General features: G+C 39.5%; 11 protein-coding genes. 7 read left to right on the forward strand and 4 right to left on the reverse strand.

Features of this window, described 5'->3' with window-relative positions; genetic code table 11:
- Window positions 1-137 precede the first annotated feature (137 nt).
- Complete coding sequence (locus ACSLUH_RS00845) at window positions 138-1,703, forward strand: protein adenylyltransferase SelO (protein WP_527252151.1); 1,566 nt, start codon at window positions 138-140, stop codon at window positions 1,701-1,703.
- Between the two features lie 197 nt (window positions 1,704-1,900).
- Window positions 1,901-4,813, forward strand: coding sequence for a TonB-dependent receptor domain-containing protein (locus tag ACSLUH_RS00850; RefSeq protein WP_448563607.1), 2,913 nt, complete (start codon window positions 1,901-1,903; stop codon window positions 4,811-4,813).
- A gap of 119 nt (window positions 4,814-4,932) precedes the next feature.
- Here the strand turns inward: ACSLUH_RS00850 and ACSLUH_RS00855 are convergent, their stop codons facing one another.
- Window positions 4,933-5,214, reverse strand: coding sequence for a peptidylprolyl isomerase (locus ACSLUH_RS00855; RefSeq protein WP_448563609.1), 282 nt, complete (start codon window positions 5,212-5,214; stop codon window positions 4,933-4,935).
- 508 nt (window positions 5,215-5,722) lie between these two features.
- Between ACSLUH_RS00855 and ACSLUH_RS00860 the strand changes: the two genes are divergently transcribed.
- Genes ACSLUH_RS00860 through ACSLUH_RS00870 form a run of 3 tightly spaced genes read left to right on the forward strand, consistent with a single transcriptional unit; the run spans window position 5,723 to window position 7,857 of the window.
- A complete protein-coding gene (locus tag ACSLUH_RS00860) occupies window positions 5,723-6,277 on the forward strand; it encodes an RNA polymerase sigma factor (protein ID WP_448563611.1) in 555 nt (184 codons plus the stop codon).
- Entirely contained in the window at window positions 6,264-6,953 is a 690-nt protein-coding gene (locus tag ACSLUH_RS00865) for a hypothetical protein (protein WP_448563613.1), read from the forward strand. The genes ACSLUH_RS00860 and ACSLUH_RS00865 overlap by 14 nt, the downstream gene beginning before the upstream one ends.
- A 4-nt stretch (window positions 6,954-6,957) precedes the next feature.
- Window positions 6,958-7,857: a hypothetical protein gene (locus tag ACSLUH_RS00870; protein WP_448563615.1), complete on the forward strand. Its 900-nt coding sequence runs from the start codon at window positions 6,958-6,960 to the stop codon at window positions 7,855-7,857.
- A gap of 62 nt (window positions 7,858-7,919) precedes the next feature.
- On the opposite strand, the gene ACSLUH_RS00875 is transcribed toward ACSLUH_RS00870, so the two are convergent.
- Window positions 7,920-8,660, reverse strand: coding sequence for an ABC transporter permease (locus ACSLUH_RS00875; RefSeq protein ID WP_448563617.1), 741 nt, complete (start codon window positions 8,658-8,660; stop codon window positions 7,920-7,922).
- A gap of 11 nt (window positions 8,661-8,671) precedes the next feature.
- Window positions 8,672-9,568, reverse strand: a complete 897-nt coding sequence (locus ACSLUH_RS00880; RefSeq protein ID WP_448563619.1) for an ATP-binding cassette domain-containing protein — start codon at window positions 9,566-9,568, stop codon at window positions 8,672-8,674.
- Window positions 9,569-9,720: 152 nt separating this feature from the next.
- Between ACSLUH_RS00880 and ACSLUH_RS00885 the strand changes: the two genes are divergently transcribed.
- Window positions 9,721-11,205, forward strand: coding sequence for a sensor histidine kinase (locus ACSLUH_RS00885; protein ID WP_448563621.1), 1,485 nt, complete (start codon window positions 9,721-9,723; stop codon window positions 11,203-11,205).
- The gene (locus ACSLUH_RS00890) at window positions 11,202-11,840 is read left to right on the forward strand and encodes a response regulator transcription factor (RefSeq protein ID WP_448563623.1); all 639 of its coding nucleotides are present in this window, start codon (window positions 11,202-11,204) and stop codon (window positions 11,838-11,840) included. The genes ACSLUH_RS00885 and ACSLUH_RS00890 overlap by 4 nt, the downstream gene beginning before the upstream one ends.
- 45 nt (window positions 11,841-11,885) lie before the next feature.
- On the opposite strand, the gene ACSLUH_RS00895 is transcribed toward ACSLUH_RS00890, so the two are convergent.
- Window positions 11,886-12,302, reverse strand: coding sequence for a hypothetical protein (locus ACSLUH_RS00895; RefSeq protein WP_448563625.1), 417 nt, complete (start codon window positions 12,300-12,302; stop codon window positions 11,886-11,888).
- Window positions 12,303-12,678 lie beyond the last annotated feature (376 nt).

Here is a 12,678-nt window from a genome sequence, read left to right on the forward strand (position 1 = left end):
GGACTAATTTAACACTGAAACAAACTGAAACGAAGAAAACAGATCTCGTGAGGCTGTTGTTACGTTTAACACGTTGACAAGGTACAATGCAGTCAACTAACTAAATAACTAGCTAACGCCATTTGATGGGAGTATTTGTGACAACGCTTAATTTTGACAACCGATTTATCAGTCATTTTACCGGTGACGAACTTACCGAAAATTATCCTCGTCAAGTTAAAGCGCCGTACTCTTATGTCACGCCAAAATCTTTTTCACAACTTCGACTAATTAGCGTTACAAACTCACTTGCTAAACAGCTAGGGATAGAAGTTAACAATGCTAATGCTGCACATTGGGCGAGCGTGCTAACCGGCAGTAAACCACTTTCTGGTATGCAACCCTTTGCCTATAATTATGGTGGTCATCAATTTGGTCGCTGGGCAGGGCAGCTTGGTGATGGACGAGCCATCAATCTTGGACAAATAAGAACCCCCCAAGATTCTCTGATAACCATACAACTAAAAGGGGCCGGACCCACACCATATTCTCGTAGTGCTGACGGTTTTGCGGTGTTGCGTTCGTCGATTCGAGAATTTTTATGCTCTGAAGCCATGTATCATTTGGGTATTCCAACAACCCGAGCATTAAGTTTGTGTTTAACAGGAGAGCAAGTTGCACGTGATATGTTTTATAATGGTAATGTCAAACTTGAGCCTGGTGCGGTTGTTTGTCGGGTATCGCCGAGTTTTCTGCGTTTTGGTACCTATCAACTACCTGCATCACGAGGTGATATCACGTTATTAAAGCAGTTAGTAGATTATACCATTGTTCATGATTTTAACGGCCAATTTGAATGCAACCAAGATGGATATCTCGCTTGGTTTCGAGAGATAAGTCGTCGCACTTGTGATCTGATAGTCGAATGGATGCGGGTCGGATTTGTTCATGGTGTGATGAATACCGACAATATGTCGATTATTGGCGAAACCATTGATTATGGCCCGTATGGTTGGATTGATAATTATGACCTGCATTGGACACCTAATACCACTGACGCTAATACGAAACGCTATTGCTTTGGCGCTCAGCCAGAGATAGGGCAATGGAATCTGTTTCAACTGGCTAATGCCTTATATCCACTTATCGAAGATGCGCAAAGTTTGAGTCAAATATTGACCGAGTATGCGGAGCGCTACCACAGTAAATGGTTAGCGATGATGGCATCAAAACTTGGATTGACCACATTTATCAAAGAAAGTGATGAGCCGCTGTTTAATGAGTTAGAGAAACTACTGACAACGTTAAATGTTGATATGACAATATTTTATCGACTTTTAGCGACATCTTTTGCTGATCTTGACGATAGTTGGCAGCATTTTCTACCAAGCTTCTACGCGCCAGAGCAATTAACAGAGCAAGACAAGCAATTATTTTTACAGTGGCTTGAGAAATACTGTGCTCGCTTGGCACAACAGCAAGACAATACCGAGCAACGTATCGCTACGATGAATCGTGTCAATCCAAAATATGTCTTACGCAATTATTTAGCGCAGCAAGCGATCGATAAAGCTGAGCACGGTGACTATCAAGAGCTAGAGACGTTAGCCGCCATCCTTAAAAATCCTTATCACGAGCAGCCAGGCTATGAACAGTATGCGCAAAAGCGTCCTAAGTGGGCCGATAATAAAGCCGGATGTTCGATGCTCTCCTGTAGCTCTTGAAATGCATTGTTTTTTTGTTTTTAAGTAATTGAATTTTATATTTATATTGTTAAAAATGTACACCTTGTTGTACATTTTGAAACACATTATTAACATCAAGATATTCCTTTTGTAAAAATTATCTGTATCTTAATAATCTCAGATTATCTCGGAAGGTTTTTGGGGTGATTGATGATTATAATACGAGGGGAATAACCATGCGATTTGCGTACTCTAAAATAAGTGTTGCGTTATTAGCTAGTTCGGTATTACTACCAAATTATGCGTTAGCGGAGCAAGTAGACAATATAGAACAAGTAGAACAAACAGAAACTATCACTGTTACTGGTTCACGTATTCAGCGCTCTAGTGCTGCGGCGCCAGTGCCAACGACAGTTATCGATGCCAATCAAATTAAACAACTGGGCTTTAATAACGCCGGTGATATTTTAAACTCGCTGCCAGCTATCGCAGGTAGTTTAGGTGCTAGAAGTCGTACTGACGGCTTAAGTGATGATAGTGCAGGTTTAGAACTTCCTAACCTACGAGGTTTAGGTGAGAATCGTACCTTGGTGCTGATTGATGGCCGTCGCCAAGTAGGTAGCTCGTTAGGGAAATCGAGCGTTGATGTTAGCTCTATTCCTACGCAAATGATTGAACGTGTTGAAGTGATTACAGGTGCCGCTGGCGCGGTTTATGGTGCCGATGCTGTTTCTGGTGTGGTTAACTTCATTATGAAAAAATCGTATGACGGTATTCGCATTGATGCAAAGTCAGGGCAAACCGACCGCGGAGACGGTGAAGAAAATACCTTTAGTTTATTAGCAGGTACCGATTATGCTAATGGTCGTGGTAATTTAATGTTTTCATTTGATTATACTGACCGTGAAGGCGTGCGAGCTGTTGATAGAAAGTGGTCTGAAAATTATATTGGCTGGGTTAATAGCGAAGCATATTTTAAGGGTAGCGGCTTGCCTCAGCAACGTATTAATCACGATTATGGATTTTTGCCATTAAACAATGCTGGAATTGTGTCTTCTTCTGGCTTTAGACCTTATTTCGGTGAGCAAGGGCTTATTGCCTTAGGGTATGATCCTATAGGTCAATTAGCTGTTCAAACTTTTGACCAGGATGGCAATATGGTTGATGCAAGGTTTAATTGTGTTCAGCCAGGCATTACTTGTGAGGGAGATGACGCTTTTAAAATCCAACCTTACAATATGATCAGTACACCCACTGAGCGCATAATTGCTAGTGTCAGAACCAATCTGGAAATTGATGACAATCATCTCGTATTTGCAGACTTTAAATACTCTGCTACCAAAGGTCGCAATACTTCACAAGGGGTGTTTTCTGATGGAACATATGGCCCAACGTTTGTAGTTACCGCTGACAATCCATTTTTAGAACCTTATACGCCGCTCGTTAATGCCATTGCAGAAGCTGGCTTGGCTCAGGTCTATGTTAATAAGGCTTTTGATGGCTTAGGGAATGCTGAAACAAAGAATAATTTTGAATTATGGCAGTTTGTCGCTGGTGCACGTGGTCAGTTAACTGATAGCATTGGTTATGAGTTTACAGTGCAACGTGGTGAAAACGATATCCGTTTAGAGCAATACGATAATGATATTGCTAAGTTCAAACAAGCGATGTTCGCTGTTCGTGATGCAAGCGGCAATATCGTTTGTGCCGATCCATCAGGTGGCTGTGCACCTATTGATCCGTTCGGCATTAACTCGGCATCTGATGCAGCACGCGAATTTGTCATGGATTACTACGGGGTTGATGGTAAGTTAACCCAAACCGTTGTCAACTTCGCCATAAACGGTGATTTGGCTGAGTTACCAGCAGGTTATGTGCAATTTGCTGCTGGTGTGGAATACCGTGATGAAGAAAGCAGTTCAACGCCCGATGAAATATTACGACCAGGCGGTTTAACCGGTAAAACGTACTTAGGTGGTCGCGCGGTTGTTGATGGTGGCTATGATGTCACGGAAGTTTTTGGTGAGTTGTTAATCCCGGTGGTTAGTGATGCGGCTTTTGCTCAAGACTTAACCTTAGAAACAGCTGTGCGTTATTCTGATTACAGCACTGTTGGTGGGGAAGTTGCTTACAAGGCTGGTATTGATTGGACGATAAATGATGAAGTTCGTGTACGGGCATCTCATGGGTTAGCGACGCGTGCACCAAATGTTGGTGAATTATTTAGACCAGAAGAAACACAATTACAAGTAGTTGCGGATCCGTGCTCTATTAGAAACATTAATTTAGGGAAGAATGTAGCTAAACGTCAGGAAAACTGTGCATCGATAGGGGTTCCAGATGGCTGGGCATCATTCACAGATGGTGGTGAAATTGCCGTCATGGTTTCTGGTAATGAAAACCTAGAATCGGAAGAGTCTACATCGAATACCATTGGTTTGGTATACACACCACAGGCTATTGATAACTTTTCATTAGCGTTAGATTACTGGAACATTGAGATTGACAATGCAATAGCACGACCAGCGGTTAATGAAATCCTTTCTAATTGTTTTGATTTTGAAATGTCGGGTAACCCATTCTGTGACCTGATTTCTCGTGGTACTGAACAAGATCCTCTTGCTCTTAAATCTGTTCGAAATCAAGAAGTCAATGTAGCGGCATTATCTGCTTCAGGTTATGACGTTGAGATGAATTACCTGGTTGACTTAGCGCAAGGCTCTGTGCTCTTTAATTTAGTTGGGAGCTATTACGACAAACGTGAACAGCTACTGAATGCTGACAGTCCTGATGAGATCGTTTACTTAGCGGGCGTTAGAAGAGCGCCAAAGGCACGCGGCTATTTCAACGTAACTTATAACAATGATAATTGGAGTGCACATTTAGGTTTCAACTATTTAGGTAGTTCGCGAATTGCATTTACCGATCCAGATAGCGACCCAGTCTATCCGCAAAACAGCATTGACTCGGTTGTTTATACCAATGTTCGTGGTAGTTATAACTTTAACGATAACTTAAACTTATATTTTGGTGTTAATAACTTAATGGATAAAGGCCCTCAAGCGAATAGACCTTCTATACAAATGGGGACCGGCGTTTATGACGCTATTGGTCGTTCATATTACTTAGGACTTAACTACGAGTTCTAAGTTAATTAATTGATATTGAAAGTAAAAGGCTGCGATAGTTAATATCACAGCCTTTTTTATTGAATGCTAGTGCCTAAGGTATGATTAAACTTTTATAGCATAATGATTAAGCTCTGAACTTACTCGCTTCGAGCGGTTACTTCAATTAAGTGATAACCAAATTGTGTTTTTATTGGTCCTTGCACTTGGTGCAAAGGAGCAGAAAAAACGACATCCTCAAATTCTTTAACCATCTGGCCTTTGCCAAATGAACCGAGTGCTCCGCCTTGTGCACCAGATGGGCAATTTGAATGTTGTTTTGCAACGGAAACAAAGTCACCACCACTTTCTATTTCATTTTTAAGGGTCAGACATTGGTCTTCTGAGTCAACTAAAATATGACGAGCAGATGCTGTTTGCATAAGTATATTTTTTCCTATTGAGATAAACTGAGCTCACATTACCGCATTTGGAGAGGATTAAAAATTCTTTCATCATATATAAAAAACCTTTTTTATAGTTAAAAGTTATAATTTTAATGGATGAGAGTTATGCTAAATAGGACAGATGTAATATTGCCTTCAGATTAAGTAATTAACTGAAAAATAAAGATAACTTAGCTATGATAAGTTAGGTCTGTTGATCTTTGATTGTTTTTCTGTAATCGGCAATTATTGATAATAGCAAAGCAGCGTGAGCGACGTTTGGTTATTCCAAATGAACGAATGCTAATGCCGCTAGTATTAAAAATTGCCATTATCTCTTTAGCCTCAGCAGAAATTATAAACAAAGATTAACAGACCCTAGCGCATTGATAATTGTTTGCTTGAAATAAAAAAATAATTTAAAAATTTTCAAACTTTTTATCGTAGTCAAACGACATCAATAAGTAAGTAAACAATATAACGTTAACAAATATTAGGAATATATGTGTTTGAGCGAAGTGACGAGACACTCATAAAACAAGCATTGGCTGGTAAAAAGTCTGCATGGATAGCTTTGGTAAAGCGTTACGAAAAACCAATTTATAACTATACCTTAAGAATGGTAAGTCACCGCGAAGATGCATTGGATTTAATGCAAGACATCTTTATGGCTGTTTTTCGTAATCTGTCTTCATTTCGGGGAGACAGCGCTTTTAAGGGCTGGCTATTTAAAATAGCTCATTATCGTTGTATTGAGTTTTATCGGCGTAAAAAGCCAACGCAAGGTTTAGATGATGTACCAGAGCAAATAGATGAAAATGAAACGAACTGTCCTGAACAATCGATGTTTCAAGGACAAAAAGCCATTCATCTACAACAAGCATTAGCTTATTTGCCGATAAACCAAAAGCTTGTCGTTGAAATGAAATTTTTCCAGCACTGTACCTTTGAAGATATCGCTAAGCAACTTGGTGTATCTGTCAATACCGTTAAATCAAGACTTTACAGTGCATTAGATAAACTAAAAGGTCATCTGGAGTTAGATTATGAAAACGCCTAATGATAAAGATTTAGAAAAAAGCTTTGAGCAATGGCTTGAAGATGAAAACGTCGCAAGAGATCCTGGATTGGAGTCAACACTGGCTGATGATAAACAGTGGCGAGATCGTTTAGATGTAGCTAGGCACATAAAACATCATGCTGATGTCGTTGATGAGCAGGATGTACCAACTTGGGATAGAGGTGCTGCATTTCATAGTGAGAAAAAGCCTTGGTGGGCCTGGTCTGGAATGCCAGCCTTATCGATGTGTAGCTCGGTTTTTGCTGTATTGCTGGTAGTTTTTCGTGTTGAATTTTCTGTCGGGAATGGTCAGTTGAATATCAGCTTTGCTGATAGCAATCAAGTTAAGCAGCAGTTATTGGTTGAGCAAATGGTTGATCAAAAATTGCAAAGCTTCGCCAGTGAACAACAAGTTGTCTTAGCCAATTATGCGGCGGATATCAAAGTTAAGCAGCAAGAAAACAACTTGCAATTGGCAAGTTATCTAATGGAAGCATCAAGAAAAGAGCGAAAAGAAGATATTTCAAGTTTTATTCAATACGTTAATGAACAGCGTACTGATGATCAATTTAATAACCAACTGAAATTTAAACAGTTAGAGCGAGCATTGTTTTATAGCAGTGCCAATAATGAGCAGCCTAAATTAACTACCACCGATTGGGCTACTGAGGAGTAAGATAATGAAAGTAGTTAAACCATTAATATTAAGTACTATTTTGGCATTTTCAGGTCAATCGGCACACGCCTTGGCAAGCGAATATGATGAGATGAAAAAACAGTTGCAGATCATGGATAAGATCATTACATCTTCTCTTGCTGATGTTGATAATACCGGCAGGTTTTCAATAGGCAATATCGACAGCACCTATTTAAAAGGACAAGGGGTGCTATTTACCTTAGATACTCGCTCAGGCCTTTCGAATTGGGCTGAAGGATTTAAAGTCAATTTACCCGATATGCCAGCACTTTTGTCTGGTGCTGAAATTGAAATAAATGAAGATGAATTAGAACGAATCACTGAAGAAGCTATGGCTATTGCCGAACAAGCCACTGGTGCATTTGAATCATTTTATCAAGGTCGAGAAGGATATCATCAAGTTAGGGAGTCACAGCGTGATGCCCAGTATCGCCTGAGAGATGTCTCACGTGAGTTAAGAGATATTGAATATCAACTAAACGTCGCTCCGGAAAAAGAAGTTGCTAAGCTTGAAAGTAAAAAGAGCGAATTGACCCAATTAAAAGAAACATTAACCAGTAAAGTAAAAAAGCTGTCTGAAAAAGTAGAAGAATATCAAAAGCAAAAAGAAGCAGAGCGTCAAGAGCAGTTGAAGTTAAGGCAGAGCTATTACACCAATGTCGCTCAAACGTTAGCTGAAACTATTTGTTTATATGGTAATGGCTTAAGAGCATTGCCTAATAAAGAAAATGTTAACATTGTGATGAAGTCGGCTGGAAGTAAAGACGACAATAGGTTTCGGGATAGAGTCTATGTCTTTAGCAAACGAGATATTAGCGATTGTGCCAGTGAAAAAATCACTGCTAAGCAGCTACTGGCGAAAGGGAGTGGCTATCAGTTTTAAGAACAAAGGTGTAGCCTCAAGGCTTCAGCGTAAAAACTTACGCTGAAGCTAAAACTTTACCTTTAGCTATAAATTTCTCTACGGTTTACGCCTAGGGCTCCAACTAAAATCACGATTCCTCCAAGGAGCGCCCCAATAAACATAGCTTGTTGCTGTACTTGCGGATCGCTAACCATCGTACTGATTACATGATAAGTCCATGGATCATAAATCCAGTATTTAGAGGAGTTTACGGCTTTTAACGCTGTCATCGTCATGATGACACCGACAGCTAGGGGCGCAATGATATTTTTGGTCAACCAACTAAGTAAGTGGCCAATTGCAATAATGGGTAAAATCGCAGTTAGCACGCGACCAAGGTGCTCTAGGAAGGGGGAATGAAATGCCTGCTCGCTGCTAATACCAGCCAAGGTCATGCCATAGATACTGATAATGGTTAAGCCATACATGCTAAGCGAACCAAGCAATACAAATAACCAGGCAAGCAGACCTTTCGTTATAAATAGCTGCCATTGTTTTATCGGAAGGGTTGCCATAACCCTCCAGCCTGCGTATTTGTGCTCTAAGCCATTAATCAAGGTAGTAATTAACGCGACATAAAGTGGTAGCATGACCATATACCATAGTGTAGTTGTACCTTGCCAATACATTGACCATCCTTGCTCTTTAATCGCTTTTCCGCCATTGTCCAGGGTCACTAACATTTGCAAAAGTACGACTGCCAACGGGCATAAAAATGTCATCATTAATACGTGTGAGCCTTTAAGTTTTAGTGCTTCACATTTGAGTAAATTAAAAAACATATTCTTCTTTCCTATGATAAAACGTGTTGATGAAAGTATTGCTCTAACGAGGTTTTTTTATACTGAGCGTTAAATAGCTGATAACCATTACGGATAACCTCTTGATTTATATGCGCACATTGCTCCCATGTTAGCTTTGATACTTTGACAACGTCTTGCTCTTGATTGGCCTGATAGCCAAGTTGAGATACGAGCTGATACACGTCTGCAGAATGATTGACGAAGAGAGCGAGTTCTCCTTGATCGCTGTTTAGACAGCCGATTGAAGATTCCAAGGTGATTGTTCCTTGGTTTAAGATGGCAACATGGCTAGCCATTTTTTCAACCTCATCAAGTAGGTGACTGGAGATAAAAACGGTTGCTCCAGTCACTTCAGGAATCGACTTTATTAACTGTCGAGCTTCAACCATTCCCTTTGGATCTAAACCATTGGTTGGTTCATCTAAAATGAGAAGTTTGGGAGCGCCAAGTAAAGCAGCCGCTAGCGCTAACCTTTGCTTCATACCAAGCGAGTATTCACTTACTTTATGGTGCTTTGCACCTTGCAAGTCAACAATAGCAAGGACTCTATCGATATCCGAAGTAGGTATATTTTTTAAATGGCAATGGATAGTGAGGTTTTCACCACCGGTTAGTTCACCGTATTGAGCAGGTGAATCAATAATACAACCGATATCTTTTCGGTAATCGACGGCGTTTGATGCGACAACATTGTTGAATATCTTGAAGGTGCCGCTGTCTCTTTTTAACAACCCCATTAAAATTTTAATCGTCGTTGATTTTCCTGCGCCATTATTACCAAGAAAAGCGTAAATGGATTGCTCAGGCACATTAAAAGACACTTGCTTTAATATAGGTTTATCTTTAAACGATTTGGTCAAGTTATTAACCGCAAGAACATTAGACATAATATCTCCCTCTAAAAAATATTAAGCTAATTTAATCGTTATTTAGACAAACCTTCATCGGGCTATGATAGGAATTTGAGTCAGACCTAAGACTGATTCATTATCACCTGTAATCGTATATAGTAAATTAAAAGCATGTATTAAAGATAACTATGGCGTTTATTAGATCGTTAAAATTTAAGTTTTCAGTGATGACTGTCTTGGTCAGTTACGTGATTATCGTGGTGGTTTTTGCGTTGAGCAATATTTTATCTCTAGATAAAGAAGCGCTGGAAATAGCGAAATTTAAGGAGTGGTATCTCGGCCATGTCCAAAATAAGCTGGTGTCGTACAACGAGCAGGTTTTTGACATTGATAATAAAGTAGCCCTAAAGCAATATGTTAGTGATCATATTTTAGGTGAAAAATTTATGAATCAGGCAGCTGAAAGCACTCAACAATGGCAGATAAATATTAAAAACTTCGCTTTGGTGGATGAACACTCAATATTGTTTGCACAATGGGGGCAAGAAAGTTTAAAAAATGGCGATGTAGGCGGACAACTGCCGCTGCTTGCACGTGATGATTTAGCTGATGCGTTAACCGGTCGATATAACAGTGGTATTGAGTTTTTGGATCAAAATCATGTCTTGGTGATATTACCACTGAAAAACGATGGCAAGATTATAGGAGCAACGATTAGTGAACAAGTTTGGCAGCGGCCTCTGTTTGAGGTATCACGTTGGCAATTAGTTAAATCGTTGCCGCTACAACAACTATTACTGATATCGCTGTTACCTTTAGTCCTGGTGATCATCGTGATTATGGTGATGTTAATTTACAGTACTCGACTAGCAAAAGGTTACGTGAGTAACTTTCAAACGACAGCGGAGTGTTGGGCACGAGGTGATCTATCGCCAAGAATAGTGCTTGATGGACCTCAAGAAATCTCTAGGAGTTTTCAACAGCTAAATTCAATCGTTGAAAAACTGCAAAAAGTGCTATCGGTCGAGCGAAAGCTACAACGATTAAAAGATAGAACACGCCTTGCTAATCAGTTGCATGACACAGTAAAGCAATCATTATTTGCCAATAACCTAACCTTAGCAACGTGCCAAAAAAGTATTGCGCACGGTGATTTGCAAGGTGCAGGGGAGCTAATTAATAAAGCGATTTCTAATAATCAAGTAGCATTTGAGCAGGTTAACCTGCTTATTAAAGAAACAGAAAAAGAGTCCGACTACATCAGAAAAAAAGAGTTTATTGCTAAGTTAACGGACATAACTCAACGTTGTGATTTTGAAATTGAAATAGTTGAAAACCTCAAAGAAAGTTTGGGCTTTGAGGTTGCTGATGTCTTACTTAATGCATTACAAGAAGGGCTGCAAAATATTAATAAGCATGTTAAACCACGAATACAGGCACCAGAACAATGTCATGCTAGAATAAGCATTACACAAAGCGCTAGTTCAGTGTGTTTGGTATTAGCGGATGATGGTGGCCCTTTATCAAAGGTGGTAGAGCCAGGACAAGGATTGAGCTTAATTCAACAGAGCGCTAAACTAATCAATGGTGAGTTTCAATTTTGTTCATACTTAAATGACAGAACTGCTGGCATGAAATTAATCGTAAATATTCCTATTGAGGGGGCTAATTGATCCGCGTTGTTACTGTTGATGACCATGCGATAGTTCGCGAAGGTATTGTGTTATTTTTGAGCAGTTATTCTGAGTTTGATGTTGTTGGGCAAGCTGATAATGCGCAAGTGCTGTTCGACAACTTGCCTTCTTGGCAGCCAGACGTTGTGCTAATGGATTTGCATTTAAGTGATAAGATCAATGGCGTTGAAGCAACGCAAGAGCTTTTACAACAAAAGCCTAATACTAAGGTCATTATTTTAACGAGTTATCATCAAGATGATTATGTTTTTCCTGCGTTTAATGCTGGCGCCTTAAGCTATTTGTTAAAAAGTACCTCGCCGCAAGAACTGGCTAATGCGATTATCAAAGCACATGATGGCCAGCCGGTATTTTCTGATGTCGTTGCAAATAAACTACTTAGTCTAGCCACGGGAAAGACCAAGCAAAATTTGCTTATTGAATTAAGTGAACGAGAAATGCAAATCTTAAAGCTTATTGCCAAGGGGATGAATAATGCTGAAATCTCGCAGGCATTATTTATTCATATAAAAACAGTGAAGTCACATGTCAGTAATATTTTGCAGAAACTGCAATTAAGAGATCGAACGCAAGTGGCAATACATGCCTGGAAATCTGGACTGATGAAAGAATAAGCGCGTGATTATTCTTTGATTAAAAAACACGTCCCAAAATATAGTTTAACTGCGGGTTACTGAATCAACATTAATGCTATCTTTATTCTCAACAACTTCGTAGGGTTGATTAGGTGTCTTTTTGTCGAAATAAGATAAGAGCATTTGAAGCTTATCGTTGAACAGGGCTGTCAGTTCATAGACATCGTTTCTTTTGGATGACTCACACCCCATACTTTTCACATTACTGGCGATTTTTTCTGCAAGTACCTGATCATATGACTGTTTACCGTAATGACTAATTAGGGCGGTGCTTGTACTACCTTCATTAGCTAAAGTCGGTAAAACGTTAAAGATTGTCGTATCTTCATTTTGAATGACGCTGGGTTGTTGGAGTTGCACGCTAGCAGCATGACATAAAGTTGCGGCACTACTAGTTCCGATGAGTGTTATGACAAGCAATTTTTTCATAAGTGAGTTCATGGTTAAGTCCTCTTCCAAATCATTCACTGCTAATACGACAAGAGTTAACGAGCGTAATGTTTATTTACAATTTTACTATAATTCACCTTGCTTTTTGTTACCACCGACTTGGGACAAACGGTATGAATTATGAGGCTAATAGCTAAATCCGGCTATTTAATTGCAATTATTCGTTAAAATTCCCCCCATTATAATTACAAGGCGAGTAAAGGTAAATAACCTCAGCTCTGCATAAGGAATGCATTTCTAACACCTATTTTTACTTACTTCTGCGTTATATTGTCGTGAAATAGCTGGCTATTCCTACAACAATACGCCTTGAATTACGTAAAAAGTAGCGTGCTAGAAAGTCACAGTAAACTTAAGCGCTTGATTT

The sequence above is a fragment of the Thalassotalea ganghwensis genome, assembly GCF_053485795.1.

What these genes read in the sequence shown, in the direction of transcription:
- ACSLUH_RS00850 (WP_448563607.1), top strand. Translation starts at nt 1,901, where the DNA reads ATGCGATTTGCGTACTCTAAAATAAGTGTTGCGTTATTAGCTAGTTCG.
- ACSLUH_RS00865 (WP_448563613.1), top strand. Translation starts at nt 6,264, where the DNA reads ATGAAAACGCCTAATGATAAAGATTTAGAAAAAAGCTTTGAGCAATGG.
- ACSLUH_RS00895 (WP_448563625.1), bottom strand. Translation starts at nt 12,302, where the DNA reads ATGAACTCACTTATGAAAAAATTGCTTGTCATAACACTCATCGGAACT.
- ACSLUH_RS00855 (WP_448563609.1), bottom strand. Translation starts at nt 5,214, where the DNA reads ATGCAAACAGCATCTGCTCGTCATATTTTAGTTGACTCAGAAGACCAA.
- ACSLUH_RS00880 (WP_448563619.1), bottom strand. Translation starts at nt 9,568, where the DNA reads ATGTCTAATGTTCTTGCGGTTAATAACTTGACCAAATCGTTTAAAGAT.
- ACSLUH_RS00870 (WP_448563615.1), top strand. Translation starts at nt 6,958, where the DNA reads ATGAAAGTAGTTAAACCATTAATATTAAGTACTATTTTGGCATTTTCA.
- ACSLUH_RS00885 (WP_448563621.1), top strand. Translation starts at nt 9,721, where the DNA reads ATGGCGTTTATTAGATCGTTAAAATTTAAGTTTTCAGTGATGACTGTC.
- ACSLUH_RS00875 (WP_448563617.1), bottom strand. Translation starts at nt 8,660, where the DNA reads ATGTTTTTTAATTTACTCAAATGTGAAGCACTAAAACTTAAAGGCTCA.